The sequence below is a fragment of the Cupriavidus basilensis genome, from assembly GCF_000876015.1.
GTDB classification, from domain to species: domain Bacteria; phylum Pseudomonadota; class Gammaproteobacteria; order Burkholderiales; family Burkholderiaceae; genus Cupriavidus; species Cupriavidus basilensis_B.
In genome coordinates this window covers 282,851-300,014 of the sequence record NZ_BBQM01000013.1, presented here as the reverse complement: position 1 = coordinate 300,014, position 17,164 = coordinate 282,851, and the positions used below count along the sequence as shown (strand labels likewise).

Annotated in this window: 15 protein-coding genes; 6 read left to right on the top strand and 9 right to left on the bottom strand. The window is 71.5% G+C overall.

Annotation, left to right across the window (positions count from 1 at the left end):
- Positions 1 to 190, top strand: a 190-nt coding sequence (locus KF708C_RS36655; RefSeq protein ID WP_231586465.1) for a hypothetical protein, incomplete at its 5' end; no start/stop codon positions are given.
- Positions 191 to 776: 586 nt separating this feature from the next.
- Here the strand turns inward: KF708C_RS36655 and KF708C_RS12660 are convergent.
- The 6 genes from KF708C_RS12660 to KF708C_RS12635 form a co-directional block, all read right to left on the bottom strand.
- Positions 777 to 1,289 carry a hypothetical protein gene (locus tag KF708C_RS12660; RefSeq protein ID WP_020207109.1) on the bottom strand — a complete coding sequence of 171 codons (513 nt, stop codon included), beginning with the start codon at positions 1,287 to 1,289 and terminating at the stop codon, positions 777 to 779.
- A 230-nt stretch (positions 1,290 to 1,519) separates the two neighbouring features.
- Positions 1,520 to 2,935, bottom strand: coding sequence for an acetate kinase (locus KF708C_RS12655; RefSeq protein WP_059412031.1), 1,416 nt, complete (start codon positions 2,933 to 2,935; stop codon positions 1,520 to 1,522).
- Between the two features lie 184 nt (positions 2,936 to 3,119).
- Entirely contained in the window at positions 3,120 to 4,379 is a 1,260-nt protein-coding gene (locus KF708C_RS12650; protein WP_231586464.1) for a hypothetical protein, read from the bottom strand.
- Between the two features lie 10 nt (positions 4,380 to 4,389).
- Entirely contained in the window at positions 4,390 to 5,085 is a 696-nt protein-coding gene (locus KF708C_RS12645; protein WP_020207142.1) for a C39 family peptidase, read from the bottom strand.
- Entirely contained in the window at positions 5,082 to 5,525 is a 444-nt protein-coding gene (locus KF708C_RS12640) for a hypothetical protein (protein WP_059412029.1), read from the bottom strand. The genes KF708C_RS12645 and KF708C_RS12640 overlap by 4 nt, the downstream gene beginning before the upstream one ends.
- Before the next feature lie 194 nt (positions 5,526 to 5,719).
- Entirely contained in the window at positions 5,720 to 7,225 is a 1,506-nt protein-coding gene (locus KF708C_RS12635; protein ID WP_059412028.1) for a hypothetical protein, read from the bottom strand.
- A gap of 665 nt (positions 7,226 to 7,890) precedes the next feature.
- Here KF708C_RS12635 and KF708C_RS12630 point away from each other — a divergent pair.
- From KF708C_RS12630 to KF708C_RS12615, 4 genes are read left to right on the top strand one after another with little or no spacing between them, the layout of a single operon-like run.
- Positions 7,891 to 8,670, top strand: coding sequence for a GntR family transcriptional regulator (locus tag KF708C_RS12630; protein ID WP_059412027.1), 780 nt, complete (start codon positions 7,891 to 7,893; stop codon positions 8,668 to 8,670).
- A 52-nt stretch (positions 8,671 to 8,722) separates the two neighbouring features.
- Positions 8,723 to 9,781: a tripartite tricarboxylate transporter substrate binding protein gene (locus tag KF708C_RS12625; protein ID WP_059412026.1), complete on the top strand. Its 1,059-nt coding sequence runs from the start codon at positions 8,723 to 8,725 to the stop codon at positions 9,779 to 9,781.
- The gene (locus tag KF708C_RS12620) at positions 9,778 to 11,112 is read left to right on the top strand and encodes a 3-isopropylmalate dehydratase large subunit (protein ID WP_059412025.1); all 1,335 of its coding nucleotides are present in this window, start codon (positions 9,778 to 9,780) and stop codon (positions 11,110 to 11,112) included. Before KF708C_RS12625 ends, KF708C_RS12620 begins: the two co-directional genes overlap by 4 nt.
- Positions 11,109 to 11,651: a LeuD/DmdB family oxidoreductase small subunit gene (locus tag KF708C_RS12615; RefSeq protein WP_059412024.1), complete on the top strand. Its 543-nt coding sequence runs from the start codon at positions 11,109 to 11,111 to the stop codon at positions 11,649 to 11,651. Before KF708C_RS12620 ends, KF708C_RS12615 begins: the two co-directional genes overlap by 4 nt.
- A 49-nt stretch (positions 11,652 to 11,700) precedes the next feature.
- Here the strand turns inward: KF708C_RS12615 and KF708C_RS12610 are convergent, their stop codons facing one another.
- The gene (locus tag KF708C_RS12610) at positions 11,701 to 12,396 is read right to left on the bottom strand and encodes a phosphoribosyltransferase (RefSeq protein ID WP_020203321.1); all 696 of its coding nucleotides are present in this window, start codon (positions 12,394 to 12,396) and stop codon (positions 11,701 to 11,703) included.
- A 418-nt stretch (positions 12,397 to 12,814) separates the two neighbouring features.
- Here KF708C_RS12610 and KF708C_RS12605 point away from each other — a divergent pair, with 418 nt between their 5' ends.
- Entirely contained in the window at positions 12,815 to 12,997 is a 183-nt protein-coding gene (locus tag KF708C_RS12605) for a hypothetical protein (protein WP_020203319.1), read from the top strand.
- A gap of 283 nt (positions 12,998 to 13,280) precedes the next feature.
- On the opposite strand, the gene KF708C_RS12600 is transcribed toward KF708C_RS12605, so the two are convergent.
- Both KF708C_RS12600 and KF708C_RS12595 read right to left on the bottom strand, forming a co-directional pair.
- Positions 13,281 to 14,969, bottom strand: coding sequence for an EAL domain-containing protein (locus KF708C_RS12600; RefSeq protein ID WP_059412023.1), 1,689 nt, complete (start codon positions 14,967 to 14,969; stop codon positions 13,281 to 13,283).
- Positions 14,966 to 17,059, bottom strand: a complete 2,094-nt coding sequence (locus KF708C_RS12595) for an ATP-binding protein (protein WP_081651415.1) — start codon at positions 17,057 to 17,059, stop codon at positions 14,966 to 14,968. The genes KF708C_RS12600 and KF708C_RS12595 overlap by 4 nt, the downstream gene beginning before the upstream one ends.
- Between the last annotated feature and the right edge of the window lie 105 nt (positions 17,060 to 17,164).

Here is a 17,164-nt window from a genome sequence, read left to right as displayed (position 1 = left end):
CTTTCTTTTCCCCGAAAAGAAAGTAGGCAAAGAAAGCGGGCTGCCTGGCCGGCAGGGGCAGAGCCGAACAGTGTTGCTGGTTGTTGGTGGTTTCGTGGTGGGGGTGGTGGTTCTGCAGGGAATCTGCCGGTACCGGTTTTGGCGGCCACTGTCTCTCGGGTGGTGTTCGATTCGTGGTGGCGCTGCATGATGGCGGAGGTCCAGGCCCTTCAAGCTGCTGCCGCGACCGGGGCGGATGCATACGGCATAGAGACGGCGCCGGTTTCGTGGTGGGCGCGGTGGCCCCTGTTTGAACGCAGTGCCGGACGGTCTTGACTTGAGAGGTAATTCGGTTCCAGCAACCCAGCACACTCGCGCGGGATCCACCACGCCCACCACGAAACCAGTGACGGTGCTACGCCGTGATCGCCAAAACCGGTAACGGCAGATGCTCGAACCAGCAATGCGCTCGCCATCATAGGTCTGACCCCGCAACCCATACCGCCAGCCAGATCGTGGCCAGCCGAACCGGTAACGGCGGCAGGTCAGCAGAACCACCGCCCCCACCACGAAACCACCAACCCAAGAAACCCTGTTCGGCTCTGCCCCTGCCGGCAAGGCAGTCCGCTTTCTTGGCCTACTTTCTTTTCGGACAAAAGAAAGTAGGTCGCTCCGGAGGAGCGAAAGCCTTTGACTTTGTCTTTGACTTTAGTCTTTTAAAGACTTTTAAGTTAAATCCGCTAAACCGTTAACTCGAAGCCAAAAATCCAAACAAACAACCCACCAAGAAAAACCCTTTAAGGAAACGCCGGCACCGCCGGATCCATCCCCGCAAACCTCGCCTCCGGATGCGAAGCCTGCAACAGCGCCTCGATCTCTTCGATGCGTCCGCGCGAGACGTCGACCATCAGCAGGATCTTCCCTTCCTCGATGTCTTTCTCGAACGCTTTGTGCCGGCTGTTCGGCGCCGAACAGCCGATCATGCTCGAGGCCCACGCCCCGAACGCCGCGCCCAGCACGGCCAGCACGCCGACCAGGCCCCATTGCGGCGTGTCGCTGACGATCGGGAACAGCGCCACCAGCGCGCCGGCGATGATGCCGATGCCGCCGCCCACCATGAGCCCCATCTCGGCGGCATGCACGATGTCGGAGGTCTGGAACAGGTTGGCTTCGTGCAGGCCGCTCATGTCGGCGCCGTCGCGCGCGATGAAGTGAATGTGCTTGTTCTCGACGCGCGCCAGGAGCAGGTCGTCCATGGTGCGGCGGGCACTCTCCAGATCGGGCAACAACCAGAAGATGCGTTTGCGCATGACTGTCTCCTCGCTCAGGTCACTCCAGGCCATCCCCGGGCCGTCCCGGCGGCGCCGTGCATGCGGAGCCGCCGTCACGCCGGCCGGACCTGCCAGGCGAAGGTGTATCCGTATCCGCCCCGGGGGACGGGTTTCTTCAGTTGTACGCCAGCCGCGTGGCCAGCGCAAGGCGGCCCCGGCCGCATGCCGGCCCGGCATCACCCGGCGCGCCGCCATGTGCGCGGCCGGCCTCAGAACGTGATCGGCAGCCGCAGCGTGACGGTCAGGTTGGGCGTGTCCGTGGTCAGCCCCGCGCCCACCGAGAGGTTCAGCGTGTAGCGGCTGTTGAAGCGGTACGAGTAGCCCACCAGCAAGGTGCCCTGCGTCACGCGCACCGAGCCCGGCACGGTCTGGCCGTTCTGCTTGGTCGGCCAGATGATGCTCTGGTCGTAGCCGATGCTGAACGAGGCATGCTCGTTGAGCGACAGGCCGATGCCGAAGTTGAAGCCGAAGATGTCGCCCGGGGCGATCTTGCCGAGGTTCTCCTTCTCGCCGTTGAGCACGGTGCGGCTGACGTCGTTGCGCGCGAAGTTGTGCAGGTAGCTGAAGGTGCCGAAGAACACCGCCGGGTCGCTCGGCAGCAGCCACGTGATGCCGGGCTGGATGGCCTGGAAGCCGGAGCCGGTGGGCAGGCCGAGCGGCAGGCCGGTGCCGGTGGTATTGCCCACGCAGCGCGTCACGCAGTCGGTCACGACGTCGAACGGGCTCTTGCCGGTGTTGGACTTGTAGCGCAGCCAGCCGACGAAGTACGGCATCTTCTCGTTGCCGTAGTTGAGCTGGTAGCGCAGCGTCGCCTCCACGTCGCCGAGGCCCTTGCCGCTGGCGTTGAAGACGTTGTCCATCGCGGTGCCGGTGAAGACCTCGCGGCTGACGGTGGAGCCGGAGCTCTGCACGTAGGGCACCTTGGCCTCGATCTCCAGGCGCTTGGTCAGGCCGTAGCGCAGCGCGATGGTCTCGATGTAGGTCGAGGTCTTGACCTCGCGCACGTCGATCAGCCCGATCAGCAGCGCCGGGATGATGGTGTAGCCGACCAGCGCCACGCGGTCGCTCGACGAATAGCCGTACTGGAAGCTCGGCTCGACCACCAGCTTGCCCGCGGGCGTGAGCACGCCGGGCTGGTCGAAGATCGGCGCGATCGCCGGCGGCGCGGTCTTTTCCTCGGGAGGCCGGCCCACCGGCTGCTCGTCGCCGGCCAGCGCGAGCTGCGCCTGCGCGGCCTGCGCCGTGGCGTTCTGCTCCATCGCGGTGTTGCCGCCATCCTGCGCGCCGGGCCTGGGCGGCGCCGAGGCGGCGTTGGTGGCCGCGTCCTCGCCCGCGCTGGCCGGCGCGGGGCCGGTGCCGGGCGCGCGCTGGCCGCCGCGCTTCCTGGCCAGCACGTCGGTGCCGAGCACGCTGCGCAGCTCGCGGATGGTGGCCTCCTGCTCCGCCATCGAGCGCTTCATCGCCTCGAGCACGGCGGCCTGCTCGGCCACCTCGCGCCGGAGCTGCTCCAGCTTTGCCGCGGCCGGTCCCTGGTCTGGCGGAGTCTGGCCTTGCGCCATGCTCCCGAGCAACAGCAATGTCGAGCATCCGGCCTGCCGGATGCCGCGCAGCGACCCTGTTTTCATTTCGCCTTCCTCCCCCGGTCGGCGGACTGTTTGGTGCAGGAGTCCGCAACCTGCCTACCGCATACAGCCTCTCTTCTTGCGTGTGTTGCCTGCTGCCTGTTTCTTGCCTGCTGCCTGCTGCCTGCTGCTCGTCGGCTTGCCGCTCTCCATCCGCGCATGCCGCCCGCCGTCGCCGGCCGGGCTTTCAGCGCAGGCCCGTGGTGCCGAGCAGGGCGTTGGTCAATGTCTGGTTGGCCACCTGCGCGCGGAATGCCTGCAAGGTGTTCACGCCCGCATTGATCGTCACCAGGTTCTGTATCGACTGGTTGTTCAGCGTGTTCTGGATCACCGTCGCCGGCGACCCGGCCAGCGCGCTGGCGGCGGCGCTGTTGCCCGGCCCGTTCTGGATCAGGCTCATGACGCCGTTGGTCGTCACCGTGGCCGCGCCCGCGGACACCATCGCCGCCGGCAGGCTGGTCATCGCCGTGCCCGCGGCGCCGGCGCTGCCGCCCGCGCTACCGCTGCCGCCATTGCCGCCACTACTGCTGCTGCCATTGCCGCCATTGCCGGCGGTGGCCGGATGGGAAGCCAGCGCGTTGTTGACCGCCGCCGCCCCGGCTCCCGTCGCCACGCCCAGCGCCGCCGCCAGCCGCGTGGCCTGGTCGGCGGTGATGCGGCTCAGGTTGGGAATGGTCAGGCTGGTCGCCACCACGAGATCGCCGTTGATGTACACGGCGCGCTGGATGCCGAACGACACCTGCAGGTTGGAGCCCACGTCGAAGCCGCCGCGCAGGTCGTCGAGGCGGTCCTGCTCCACCGGCTTCCAGCTCGCCATGATGCTGCGCGCGGCGCGCGCGGGCGGGGCCTGGCCCTCGGGCCGGTCCTGCGCGCCGGACGGCGCTGCGGCGGCCAGCGCCGCTTCGCGCGCGCGCGCGCCGGGCGCCGCGCCGCGCGAGATTGGCGGCTGCGGCGGCGTCAGTGCTGGCGCTGCAGCGATGACATCGGGCGGGCGCGGCGCGGCGGCTGCCGGTGGCGCTTCCCGCGCCGGCGGCAAGGCCTCGCGCGTGTCCGCGGCAGCGGCGACGTCGGCTCCGGACATGGCGGGCGCCGCCTCGTCGACGGCAGCGGCAAACACATCGAATTCCGTCGGCGCCGGCGGCACCGCCGCGCTGTCCTGCGGCGCCGGATCGCGCGCCGCGCTGTCCTGCGTTGCCGGCGTCCGGCCGGCCATGCCGCCCAGTGCGGCAGCGAAGGAAGGGTTGGTGGATTCCGCCTGCGCGGCAGGCGGGACGGCAAGGCCGGCGGCATCGCTTGCGCCATGCAGATCCGGCACTGCGAGCCCCGTGTTTTCATCGGCCCGCGCGTGGCCGGCGCAAGCCAGCCCTGCGCCGAGCAGCACCATCGCAGTAGCCGGACCGGCTGCGCTGCGGCGGGATTGCGTGGGCTTCGAGGATGCCTGGAACATGATGCGTTCCTTAGAAGTCGCTGCTGCCATGCGAAGGCATGACAGTGAAGAACAGACTATCCCGGTTGATACCCATTGAATAAGGGCCGGTCGGCGCCACGCGCCAGTCGGCCGCCAGGTTGAAGCGCGCCAGCTCCTCGCGGTTGTGGATGACGAACAGCAGCTGGCTGTCCCAGATGGATTCGAAATGCTCGCGCGAGATCGCGCGCGTGCCGAGCGCCGGATCGCCGATCAGCACGCGGTTGCCGCGCACGCCCTTGACCACCACGAAATGGTGGTAGCCGTTCTCGACCACCAGCACGATGGCCGGGATCTGCGTTTCCTCGAGCTTGGACAAGGGCAGCTCGTAGCCGTCGGCGATGAAGCCGCGCGACTCGAGAAAGCGCTTCATGTCGAGCAGCGAGAAACCCTCCTGCCGGATCTTGGCCTGGTCGCCGTTGACGTACATGTTGGCGAACACCACCTGCTCGGTGACCGGGTAGCCGTACTGGTAGGTCAGCAGCGTGGCCACCGCCGCCGAGCCGCAGCTGAAGTCGTACTGCTGGCGGATGGTGGTCTTGTAGCGCGCCTCCTTGAGGCTGGTGACGCGCACGCTGAAGAAATGGCTGCCGTCGGCGGGAATGACCGCGTCGTCGGCGCGCGCCACCGGCGCGGCCGCCGCGGCCAGCGCGAGCGCGGCCGGCAGTAGCAGCTTGCGCAGCGTCATGGCTTGAACTGGACGTTGATGATCGTGGCGTTCTGGATCAGCACGTTGGAGCCCGAGTTCTGGATCACGGTGGGCAGGCCCGCGGCGCTGGCGAAGGAGCCGTCGGCGATGCTGTTGGCCCCGCTCATGATGTGGCTCGCGCTGTTGTCGGCCACGGTGCCGGCCAGGCGCATGTCGTTGGCCACCAGTTCGGAGCCGCCGCGGATGCCGTCCAGCCGGTTGCTGGCGACCGGCTTGCCGAGGCCGGCGAATACGCCGCGCGCCACCGCGGGGGGAACCGGTTCCCGGACCGCGGCGCCGGTGTTGGCGGCGCTGGCGGAGTCTGCCGCAGGCACTGCGGCCGATGGCCCGTCGGGCAACGGGTCGGCCAGGGCTTGCAGGCCCGGCCAGACCAGGACGGCCGTCGCCATGACGGCGGCGGCAAAGCGGACCGATCGCATGTTGGTGTCTCCTTCGGCCTCTTGCCTGCCGCCCCCATCCGGACGGGCAAGCGGGAGACGAGTGGACGCTTCGTCGAACGGGCATCCTCGCGCGGACAACGCGCGCGGATGCCCTGAGTTGCCGGCTTGGTGCCGTGCCGGCGGGGCGTGCGCGCGGGCCATCCACCCGCGGCGCGCCGCCGCCATGCACTGCCTTACTTGCCGACCGCCAGGTTGGCCTGGACGTTGACGCTTTGCTGCACCAGCGATGCCATGCCGCTGTTCTGGTTGGCGATCATGATGCCCGCGGCCGACTGGCCGACGCTGCTCATCATGTTGGACATGTTGAAGGTGCCGGCATCGACGTAGTTGGTGCCGCCGGCGCCGCCGGCTCCACCCACCGCGCCATTGCCCACGCCACCGGTGCCGCCGTTGCCGGTGCCGCCCGCGCCGCCCGCGCCGGAAGCCGCGCCGACCGCGCCGGCGCCCGCCGTGGCGCTGCCGTTGCTGGCCTGCGTCGAGGCGCCGCCAGCGCTGGCGTTGCCGCCCGCGCCGCCGTTGCCGGCCACGCTGGTCTGCGCACCGCCCGCGCCGCCCGTGCCGGTGCCGGCACCGGCCGTGGCCGTAGCCGCGCCGCCGGAGCCTGCGCCGCCCGCACCGCCCGTGCCGCTACCCGCGCCGCCGGTCGGGCTCACCGCGCCCGAGGCCGAGCTGCCGCCCGCGCCGCCGTTCGCCGCCGCCGCGCCGGCGGTGGTGGTGGTGGTGCCGGTGGAGCCGGCGCCGCCCGCGCCCGCGGTACTGGTGCCGCTGCCGCCACCGTTGCCGAAGAAGCCGCCGTCACCGCCGCTGCCCGAACGCGAGCCGCTGCTGCCGCCCACGCCCGCCGCCAGGCCGCCGGCGCTGCCGCCACCGGCCAGCGCGCCGCCGCCCTTGCCGGAGCCGGACAGGCTGGCACCGAGCGCATCGCCGCCGGAGCCCTTGGCGCCGCCGCCGCTGCCGCCACGGCCGGCGCTGGCGCTGAGCGCGTCGCCGCCATAGCCCTTGGCACCGCCGCCGTCGCCGCCGTAGCCCTTGGCATCGCCACCGCTGCCGCCACGGCCGGCGAACGCGCTGCCGGCCGAGGCATAGCCCGCGGTAGCGCTGCCGTTGGTGGCCGAGCCGCCGCTGCCGCCGGCGCCGCCGTTGCCGCTGTTGCCGCCATTGCCGCCCGAGCCGCCCTGGCCGGTCCCGCCATAGCCGGTGCCGCCCTTGCCGCCCCAGCCGCCGTTGGCGTTGCCGTTGTTGGTGGCGATATTGCCGATGCCGTGGACCACCACACCCGTGACCGCGCCCGACAGCTTGCTCACCGCGATGGCCTTGCTGCTGTTGAACGAGTTGGTGAAGTTGGCGGTGGCGGTGCTGCCGTTGTTGGCGCCGGCGTTGCCGTAGCCTTCATCGAAAGTCACCTTGCCCTTGTTGTCGGCGTTGGTCTTGGTGGTGGTTCTGGTGGAGGTCTTGGTGGAAGCGAAGCTCGAGGTCTTGCTCGACGTGCTGTTGTCCTGCCAGGCGGAGGAGTTTTCGTTTGCCAGAGCGCCGCCGCCGGATTGCGTGGAGTTCGCAGTGGCCGTCTGCGTGTTGTCGCCGTTCCACTTGACGTCATTGTTGTTCGTCGGGTTGGCCATGGCCTGACCGCCGGCCCCAAGGGCTAAGGCAATCGCCGACGCAAGTAAGGTCTTTTTCATACAAAGCTCCCAGGAGGATTTCACAGCGGCTCGGCCTCTGGCCGGCGCTCGGGGAGAACGGCGGCCGGAGGTGCGGGTCCGGCTTCACGGCCAAACCAGCCTCCCGTTCCGCATAATCAGTGCCAGCGGCCGGCGGCCGCGCTGTAATCCCTTGAAATACAAGGGCTGCGAAGTGCCCGGCGCGGGGCGGGAACCCGTGCCGCGCGGCTTGCGCGCGCGCGGCCGCCATGCGGCGCACGCGACATGTCACACAGTTGTGACAGCGCGCACCGAACGTCACCGCGCATGGGTCTCCCGGGCGCTGGAACAAGCGCTGCCTGTCAGGGGTCCGGAGGCGGCTCCTAAGGAAAACCCTTGGCGGCCGCCGCTGTATCGGACGTGAAACAGGCCCCGTGGCCGGTGCACTGGTCGCCGCATGAGGGGCGGCGCGGGCGGGACCGCGCGGGGCACCGCAGCAATCGCGCGGCCGGCCCGGGGGGGCGCGCGGGACGCAAACATTCGCCGGCGCGATTGCGGCGCGCGCGGCATATGCGCGGCGCGCGCGCAACGATTGCCGCCGCCCGGTGCGTGGAATGCGGCACAAACGCCGACATAACTAGGCTCTATGTCTGATTTAAAGTACATTAGGACTATTCAAGACTTGTTACCCATACGCAAGGGAAACCATGAGTGAAGCCGTCGTTCCCCTGTATCACCAGATTTACGTGGTACTACGCCAACAGATCGTGGAAGGCCGCTTCGGCCAGGGCCCGCTGCCGGGCGAGATCGACCTCGCCAAGCAGTTCCACGCGTCGCGCGTCACCATGCGCCGGGTCTTCGACCGGCTGGTGCAGGAGGGACTGGTGCGCCGTCACCGCGGCCTGGGTACCTTCGTCAACCCGCACCCGATCAAGCCCGTCACCGTGGGCGACCGGCCCGGCAGCCTGCTCGACAACATCATCGACATGGGGCAGAAGACCTCGGTCAAGGTGATCTCGATCGACGACGTGCACGCCACGCCGGAAGTGGCCGAGGCGCTCGGGCTGCAGGCCGGCGACCCGGTGGTCAAGGTGGTGCGCGTGCGCCACTACGGCGGCCGCCCGCTGTCGCACATCACCACCTACCTGCCGGGCGAGCTGGGCCGCGGCCTGACCCGCAAGGACCTCGAGACCACGCCGATGCTGCGCCTGCTGCAAGGCGCGGGCGTGCAGCTGGGACGCGCCAGCCAGACGCTGTCGGCGCGGCTGGCCGACGTGGTGGTGGCGCCGCTGCTGGACGTGCCCGTGGGCGGCGCGCTGCTGGCGGTGCGCCGCGTGGTGCTGGACAAGACCGGCCGTCCGGTGCAGTTCCTGCTGGGCCAGTACCGCCCCGACCGCTACGAATACCGCATGGAGCTGTCCCCCGCGGGCGGCGACAGCGCCAACGTCTGGGTGGAAAGCGAAGCGCGCACGGGGCTGCGCGAATAGGCCTGGACAAGCGATACTGCGCGCTCCCGAACTCTTCCTGAAGGAATTCGCGATGCCAGTTCACTTCACGGCCCGATCACCGCTGCCGCGCCGCCGGCCTTCCGCACGGTCTGCACCAGCCACACGAGCCGCACGGCTTTCGCGCCGCCGCGCGCTGGCCGCGCTGCTGGGCGCCGCCGCCGGCCTCGCGCTGGCGGTGCCGGCGCAGGCGGCGCAGATCGCCGGCGGCAAGCCCATCCGCATCCTGGTCGGCGCGCCGGCCGGCGGCACCACCGACACGCTGGCGCGCACCATCGCGCAGGAGATGGCGCGCGAGCTGGACCAGGGCGTGGTGGTGGAGAACCGGCCCGGCGCGGGCGGCAACATCGCCGCCGACCTGGTGGCCAAAAGCGCGCCGGACGGCACCACCTTGCTGATGAGCTTCACCAGCCACACCATCAACGCCACGCTCTACAAGAAGCTGCCGTTCGACCCGATCGAGGACTTCACCCCGATCACGCTGGTCGCCAGCGTGCCGAGCGTGCTGGTGGCCACGCCCGGCCTGCCCGCCAACAACATCCCCGAGCTGATCCGGCTGGCCAGAAGCCAGCCCGGCAAGCTGAACTTCGCCATCGGCTCGGTGGGCTCGTCGGTGCACCTGGCCGGCGACATGTTCAAGATGATGACCGGCACCTACATCGTCAACATTCCCTACAAGGGCACCGCGCCGGCCATGACCGACCTGCTCGCCGGCCAGGTGGACCTGATGTTCGCCAGCACGCTCAACGTGCTGCCCCACGTCAGGAGCGGCAAGCTCAAGGTGCTGGGCGTGACCAGCCCGGCGCCGCTGCCGCAGTTCCCCGGCGTGGCGCCGATCTGCAACACCGTCAAGGGCTTCGAGTCGAGCGCCTGGTTCGGCCTGTTCGGCCCGGCCGGGCTGCCGCCCGACGTCCTGCAGGCGCTCTACCAGGCCGCCCACAAGGGCCTGGACACGCCCGCGGTGCGCAAGCGCATGGAGACGGACGGCGCCCAGCCGGTCGGCAGCACGCCGCAGGCATTCGCCGCCTTCGTGCGCGAGGACGTCAAGCGCTGGGCCAAGGTGGTCAAGTACTCGGGAGCCACGCCCGAATGACGCCGCTCGCCGCGCCCGCCCCCGCGCCGGCCATGCCGACCCTGCCGGCCTTGCCGGCCACCCTGGCCCAGAAACTGGTGGCGCGCGCCGCCGGGCTGGAGACGGTCACGCCGGGCACGGTGGTGACCTGCAAGGTGGACCTGGCGATGTCGCACGACTCCAGCGGCCCGCGCCGCGTGGCGCCGCTGCTGCGCGAGCTGGGCGCCACGGTGTGGGACCCGGAGCGCTACGTGGTGGTGACGGATCACTACGTGCCCGCCGCCGACCCCGAGGCCGAGGCGATCGTGCGCTTCACGCGCGACTGGGTGCGCGAGGCGCGCCTGCCCCACTTCATCGACGGCAAGGGCATCTGCCACGTGGTGCTGCCCGAGCACGGCCACGTGCTGCCCGGGCGCTTCATCGTCGGCGGCGACAGCCACAGCCCCACCGGCGGCGCCTTCGGCGCCTACATGTTCGGCATCGGCGCCACCGAGATGGCGGGCGTGCTGGCCACCGGCGAGATCTGGCTGCGCGTGCCGCACACCATCCGCCTGCAGTGGGACGGCACGCTCGGCGCGGGCGTGTGCGCCAAGGACATGATGCTGTTCCTGTGCGGCCGGCTGGGCCTGGGCGGCGGGCGCTACGAGGCCGTCGAGTTCGCCGGCCGGGCGGTGGCCGCGCTGCCCATGCAGGAACGCATGACGCTGTCCAACATGAGCGCCGAGCTGGGCGCGCAGACCGGCCTGATCGCGCCGGACGCCACCACCCTCGCGTGGCTGGCCGAGGCCGGCGTGCCGGCCGCCACGCTGGACGCCATCGCGCCGGAGCACTGGCGCACCGACCCCGGCGCCGCGTTGCTGGAGAGCCTGTGCTTCGATGCCGCCGCGCTGGCGCCGCAGGTGGCCGCGCCCCACTCGCCGGCCAATACCGGCCCGGTGGGCGACGCGGCGGGCCAGCCCGTGGACATCGCCTACCTGGGCGCCTGCACCGGCGCCAAGCTGGAAGACCTGCGCATGGCCGCGAGCGTGCTGCGCGGGCGCCGCGTGGCGCCGGGCGTGAGCCTGCAACTGGCGCCGGCCTCGCTGCGCGACCAGCAGCAGGCCGAGCGCGAAGGCACGCTGGCGGTCCTGCTGGATGCCGGCGCGCACCTGCTGCCCAATGCCTGCAACGCCTGCGCCGGCTACGGCGCCTCGCGCTTCCCGGCCGGCAGCCGCGCCATCGCCTCGACCGCGCGCAACTTCGCCGGACGCATGGGCGACAACGGCAGCGCGGTGTGGCTGGCGTCGCCGCTGACCGTGGCGGCCAGCGCCGTGGCCGGCCGCATCACCGACCCGCGCGAGATGCTGGCATGAGCCCGGTTCCTCCCGCCCCCGCCCCCGTTGCGGTCCCCGGCGCGCCGCCGCACGGCGGCCGCATCTGGCGCTTCGGCGACCACGTCGACACCGACCAGATGGCGCCGGGCGCCCACATGAAGGGCGGCATCGAGGAGATCGCGCGCCATTGCCTGGCCGGGCTGCGCCCGGAGTTTCCCGCCGCCGTGCGAACGGGCGACGTGGTGGTGGCCGGGCACAACTTCGGCGTCGGCTCGTCGCGCGAGCAGGCGCCGCAGGCCCTGCTCCAGCTCGGCGTGGCCGCGGTGATCGCGCCCTCGTTCGCCGGGCTGTTCTATCGCAACGCCATCAACCTCGGCCTGCCGGTGCTGACCTGCGCCGATACCGCGCGCCTGGCCGACGGCGCGCGCGCGCGGCTCGACCTCGACCTTCCCGCGCTGTGGCTGGCCGACGGCAGCCCGGTCGCCTGCGATGCGATTCCCGCGTTCCTGCGCGCGCTGCTGCGGGCCGGCGGGCTGGTGCCGCACCTGAAGGCCAGGCTGGCGGCGCAGCCGCGCTAGGCGCCGGCGGTCATCGCCAGGCCAACGCCGAAACATTGCCGCGCCGGCATCACGCGGGCCGCCCGCACGCGCTCTGGCGCAGCAGCGCCACGACCTCCTCGTCGGTGGTCTGGCGGAAATCCAGGTAAAACGCGCCCACCGCGCCGAAGCTGGCCGGCACGTTGAGGCAGACCACCTCGTCGGCCGCCGCGCGCAGGCTGGCCAGCCCGTCCGCCGAGGCCACCGGCGCCGCCGCCACCACGGTGCGCGCGCCGGCGCCGCGCACGCCTTCGAGCGCGGCGCGCATGGTGGCGCCGGTCGCCACGCCGTCGTCCACCACGATCACGGTGCGCCCGGCCACGGCCGGCACCGGCGCGCCGCCGCGATAGCGCTGCTGGCGCCGCGCGATCTCGTCGAGCTGGCGGCCGCGCTCGGCGTCGAAGGCGCCGCTGTCGAGCGCGCGCCGGGTCCAGGGGTCGTCGTTGGCGACGGTGTGCGGCGCGCCGCCGGCGGCGTCGCCCTCCACCACCGCGCCGAGCGCCAGCTCGGGATAACCGGGCGCGCCGATCTTGCGCACCAGCAGGATGTCGAGCCGGCCTTCGAGCAGGCGCGCCACCTCGAACGCGACCGGCACGCCGCCGCGCGGCAGCGCCAGCACCAGCGGCGCCTCGCCCAGCGCCGCGGCGCCGTAGCCGAGGCCGGCCAGGTGGCGGCCAAGATAGATCCCGGCCTCGCGGCGATCGGCAAAGCACGGCGGCAACGGCATCGGGCGGGACATGGCCTGACCTCCGGGTTCAGTGGCGCGGTGAGCAAGAGAGCGCGGGGACAAGGCCAAATATAGGCGGATCGGGCGCGCGAATGAAGGCGGGCCTGCATGCGTTTTTTCTCGCGCCGCGCGGGGCCGGGGCAGGCGGCGGCGCCGGCACGGCGCGGGTGGCGCGGACGATGCGGGTGATGCGCACGGCGCGCAGCGCGCGCGATTGAATGCGATTCAGCAACAGTGTGTTTTGCCGCGCCTGGATTTTCTTTCAGCGGGATTTGGCTAACATGGCCCGTACCGATGGCAGCCACCACCCGCGCTGCCGTCTCCACGGCGCGTCATCCCTCGATCAGGGCGGCGCGCAGAGGCATGGCGGCCTGCCGGTCTTGCGGCCGTGTCATGCGAACCCACTGCGAGAAACACCATGAGCACGCATCACAAACCCGCGCACGACCCCCAACGCACCGACGGCGCCGCGACCGACGCGAACGGCCTGGGCCTCGACATCCCCTTCGGCTCGCTCGAATCCGCCGCGCTGGCCGAGCTGCCGTACACCTTCCGCCCCGTGGGCACCTGCACGCGCTACTACAACGAGTGCTTCAGCTAAGCCAGGCGGCCCGCGCACGAACCGCGACGCCGCCTGCGCGCGCCTGCCCCCCGGCAGGCACGCGCAGGCGGCGTCTTGCTTTGTTCGCGCGGCATGGCCGGCGTCGCGGCGGGGGCGGAGGGAAAGCGGGAGAGGAATGAAAAGAGCGCCTCGCGTGTCGTCACGAGGCGCTGGCCGGCAAGGGGATCCCGGCAGGGAGTCGCATAGCCCGACGGGGAAGCAAGGCTATAGATTCGATTCTATATCATTTTTTTCACTTTTGAATAGGGTGTCCATTTCATATTTACGCACCGAGCGGCACTTCGCGGGCCGGATCGTGCGGCTTGTGGACACGCCATGAGGACGGCGCCGGCGGCGCCGGCTCGAGCCGCGCGGGCAGCCATTCGCGCAGCGCGGCCGCCGTCATCGGGCGGGCGAAAAGATAGCCCTGGCCGAGGCGCACGCCCTTGGCCGCCAGCAGCGCGCGCTGCGGCTCGGACTCGATGCCTTCGGCCACCACGGCGAGATCCAGCGCGTAGGCAAAGCTCAGCGTGGCGTCGACGATCTGGCCGCTGACCTTGTCGCCGGGCTCGGCCTGCACGAACAGGCGGTCGAGCTTGAGGAAATCCACCTCGAAGCGCTTGAAGTACGCCAGGCCGCAGTAGCCGGTGCCGAAGTCGTCCACGGCCAGCTTGATGCCGCGCGCCTTGGCGCGCTGGATCGCGCTGCGCTGGGGCTCGGCCAGCGAGACCGCGTCGCGCTCGGTGATCTCCAGCACCGGCGTGACGTTGGCCTGCAGCAGCGCGAACAGCGCGGAGTCGTCGGCCCAGAAGCCGGCGTCGTCGAAGTGCTCGGCGGTGATGTTGAAGGCGATGTGGAACGCCGGCACCGGCGCCAGCGCGGCGAAGTCGCGCAACACCTGCGGGATCAGGCACAGCGTCAGCGCCACCGCGAGGCGCTGGCGCTCGATCGCCGGGATGAACGCATCCGGCTCGAGCAGGCCGCGCCGCGGATGCTGCCAGCGCGCCAGCACTTCCACGCCCGTGCACAAGCCGCTTTCGAGATCGACCAGCGGCTGGTAGTACGGCACGAACTCGCCCTGGCGCAGCCCGCGCCGCAGCTCGGCCGCGAACGAGCGGCGCGCGGCGCGCCGCGACTGCCATGCGCACGCCGCCAGCGCGGCCAGCAGGGCCGCCAGCGGCGGCAGCAGCAGGTACTTGAGGCCTTCGTGGAAGATCATGCTGCGCGGCGCGCCGGCGACGACGGCGATCGGATGCCCGGCAAGCTGGCGCACGTCGACGATGCCGTCGCCGCCTTGCCACACGGTGTCGCGCGGCACCAGCGCGGGCACGCCGGCGGCCTCGCCGTGGCCGGGCGCCTCGTCCGCCCCGGCCGCCCCGGCCGCCTTGCTGGCGCCCAGCATGAAGCGCGTGCCGGCGACCTCGATGCCGATGTCGGCGAAGCCCAGCCGGCCGGCCGACTGCACCATGTCGGCGAGGTAGCGCCCGTCCACCCACACCAGCACGCCCTGGCCCGGCGCGGTCCCGGAGAACACCGCCAGCGCGGTGCCCTTGCCGGGGCCGGCCGCGGCGAGCCGGTACTGCAGTCCCGGGCGCCACGGCAGCAGCTCGTCCAGCGGCAGCGCCATCTCGCCGCGCACGGCCGAGCAGTAGCGCATGCCGCGCGCCACCAGCTCCACGTCGAGCACGTAGGCGGTGTAGGCGCCCTGCTCGCGCAACTGGCGCGCCACGCCGCGGCACGGCACGCCGGCCAGCGCGTGGTCCTGGTGGGCAATGCCGAGCGTGTCGGCCAGCGCCAGCTCGAGGTTGTCGCGCAGCGCCGTGGCGGTCCGCTCCACCCGCGCGCGCGCGTCGTGCGCGGCCAGCAGCACGACCAGCCACAGCGCCAGGCAGCCCGCGGCCAACGCCGCCACCCATGCCGACGCCGGCGGCCGCGCGCCCTGGCCCGGCACCACCCGCAAGCAGCGCATCATGCCGCCGCCGCCGGCAGGCTGAGCGTGATCACGGTGCCCTTGCCGATCTCGCTGCTCAGCGCGATCTGTCCCTGATGCACCGCCACGATCTCGCGCACGATCGCCAGCCCGAGGCCGTTGCCCTTGGCATTGCCGCGGCGGTTGGCCCGGTAAAAGTTGTCGAACGCCATGCCTGCTTCTTCCTTCGTCATGCCGATACCCCGGTCTTCCACCCGCACCGACACCTTGTCGGGCTCCTGCTGCGGCGTCCACACGGTCACGATGACCTCGTCCTTGCCGTCAGAATACTTAAGCGCGTTCTCCACCAGATTGCGCACCGCCTGCGTCAGTTGCACGCGGTCTCCGAGCACGCACAGCGGCGCCTGCGGCGCGCTCACGCGCACCCGCCCGTGCTCGGCGAAATCGCCCGCCACGACATCGCGCACCAGCGCCGCCATGTCCACGCGCTGGCGCTCGAGCGCGCCGCTGCTGCGCGCCTCGATGCGGGCCAGGTCGAGCATGTCGGAGAGCAGGTCGTTGAGCTGGCGCGCGCGCGCGTGGATGGCGTGGTAGATGCCGCGGCGGCGCTCGGGCGGCACCACGTCCGCGCCGAGCAGCTCGGCGTAGCCGGCGATGCCCGCCACGGGCGCCTTGAGCTCGTGCGCGGCGGCCGAGACGAAATGCGATTTCATGCGGTCGTGGCGCAGCTGCGAGGTGATGTCGCGCAGCACCAGCACCAGCCCGCCGCCACCGCCGCCGGCATGCACGATGCGCACCTCGTAGGCCGGCGACACCGCCATGTCGAACTCGATGATGCCGGCGAACTCGGCGCCCGCCTGCGCGCGGTCCAGCTCGGCCAGCAGCTGCTCGGCGCGGCAGGCCTGGCGCGCCGGCTGGCGGCCGCGGTAGAGCCAGTGGACGAACTCGCGCTGGGTGGCGCCGCGCAGCCGCTGCAGCGACACGCCGAGCAGCTCGCACAGCGCGGTGTTGGTCTCGTCGATCACGCGGTCGGCGCCGAACACGGCCACGCCGTCCGGCATGGCGAGAAACAGGCCGCGCAGGTGCTGCTTCTTCTCGGCGAGGATGTCGCGCACCACGCGCTCGCGGTCGGCCAGCGCGGCCAGCGCGCGCAGCGCCGCGAGCTGGCGCACCTGGAAGAACAGCACCAGCACCGTGACCAGCGCGGCGATGCCGAACGCGGCGCACAGACGGTCGTGGTAGCTGGCCATCGCCGCGCGGCGGCTCACGCCGACCAGCAGCGCGAGGTCGTAGCCCGGCAGGCGCCGGATGGCGTAGATGCGCTCGGCGCCGTCGGGCGTGCCGGCGGCCACGCGGTCGCGCACGCCGCCCGCGCCGATGCTCGTGACCTGGCTCTCGCCGGTGGCGGCCAGCGCCCGGCGCAGCGCCGAGCCGGGCATCAGCACCTGGCCCGGCTGCCGACCCTGCTCGCTCCAGCGCGCGCGCACCACGTAGTCGTCGGTGCCGGCCAGCAGCACCGCGCCGGACGCGCCCAGCCCGGCGCGCGCGTAGGCCTGCGACAGGTAGCCCGGATCGAGCGACACCACCACCACGCCGAGAAAGCGGCCCGTGGCCCGGGACACGATGCCCTTGGAAAGCTGGATCGACCACGGGCCGCCGATGCGCCCGGGCAGCGGCACGCCCACGTAGAGCGCGGGCGGCAAGCGTTGGCGGTGCAGGTCGAAGAGTTGGGGGTCGCCCGGGTCGGGCGGCGCGAGGCTCGCGCTGGTCGAGGCCCGCAGGGTGCCGGCGCGGTCGAACACGGAGACTTCGCTGAAGGGCTCGATCACGAGGGTGCCGCTGCGCGCCCAATGCGCCAGCGGCGGCGCGCGGCCGCGTTCGGCCACGGTGCCGCCGATCAGGGAGGCGACGTGATCGGCCTCGGCCAGGGTGCGCTCGGCCTGTTCGCCCAGCATGGCGGCCACGCGCGCCAGGCTGGCATGGACATGGCGCATCTCGGTGGCGCGGTCCCACAGCGCCCAGGCGCCCAGCGCGGCCCAGATGCCGACGACGATGACCACACCTGACCAGAACGGATGTCGCGCGGAACGATGCGGGCTTGCCAGTGCCTGTCGGTAGATTTCCAGGCTCATGGGAAAGCTACCAAAAAACCAGAATATTGTTCGTCACAGCCGTGAATCCCAGCCTTCGATACGCGCGTGCGCCGGATAACCGGAACCGGCTCGCGCCACTCCTAT

Excerpts from the sequence above, each read along its gene's own strand:
- KF708C_RS12645 (WP_020207142.1), bottom strand. The coding sequence starts at position 5,085 with ATGACGCTGCGCAAGCTGCTACTGCCGGCCGCGCTCGCGCTGGCCGCG.
- KF708C_RS12660 (WP_020207109.1), bottom strand. The coding sequence starts at position 1,289 with ATGCGCAAACGCATCTTCTGGTTGTTGCCCGATCTGGAGAGTGCCCGC.
- KF708C_RS12655 (WP_059412031.1), bottom strand. The coding sequence starts at position 2,935 with ATGAAAACAGGGTCGCTGCGCGGCATCCGGCAGGCCGGATGCTCGACA.
- KF708C_RS12605 (WP_020203319.1), top strand. The coding sequence starts at position 12,815 with ATGAGCACGCATCACAAACCCGCGCACGACCCCCAACGCACCGACGGC.
- KF708C_RS12650 (WP_231586464.1), bottom strand. The coding sequence starts at position 4,379 with ATGTTCCAGGCATCCTCGAAGCCCACGCAATCCCGCCGCAGCGCAGCC.
- KF708C_RS12630 (WP_059412027.1), top strand. The coding sequence starts at position 7,891 with ATGAGTGAAGCCGTCGTTCCCCTGTATCACCAGATTTACGTGGTACTA.
- KF708C_RS12610 (WP_020203321.1), bottom strand. The coding sequence starts at position 12,396 with ATGCCGTTGCCGCCGTGCTTTGCCGATCGCCGCGAGGCCGGGATCTAT.
- KF708C_RS12635 (WP_059412028.1), bottom strand. The coding sequence starts at position 7,225 with ATGAAAAAGACCTTACTTGCGTCGGCGATTGCCTTAGCCCTTGGGGCC.
- KF708C_RS12600 (WP_059412023.1), bottom strand. The coding sequence starts at position 14,969 with ATGATGCGCTGCTTGCGGGTGGTGCCGGGCCAGGGCGCGCGGCCGCCG.
- KF708C_RS12595 (WP_081651415.1), bottom strand. The coding sequence starts at position 17,059 with ATGAGCCTGGAAATCTACCGACAGGCACTGGCAAGCCCGCATCGTTCC.
- KF708C_RS12625 (WP_059412026.1), top strand. The coding sequence starts at position 8,723 with ATGCCAGTTCACTTCACGGCCCGATCACCGCTGCCGCGCCGCCGGCCT.
- KF708C_RS12615 (WP_059412024.1), top strand. The coding sequence starts at position 11,109 with ATGAGCCCGGTTCCTCCCGCCCCCGCCCCCGTTGCGGTCCCCGGCGCG.
- KF708C_RS12620 (WP_059412025.1), top strand. The coding sequence starts at position 9,778 with ATGACGCCGCTCGCCGCGCCCGCCCCCGCGCCGGCCATGCCGACCCTG.
- KF708C_RS12640 (WP_059412029.1), bottom strand. The coding sequence starts at position 5,525 with ATGCGATCGGTCCGCTTTGCCGCCGCCGTCATGGCGACGGCCGTCCTG.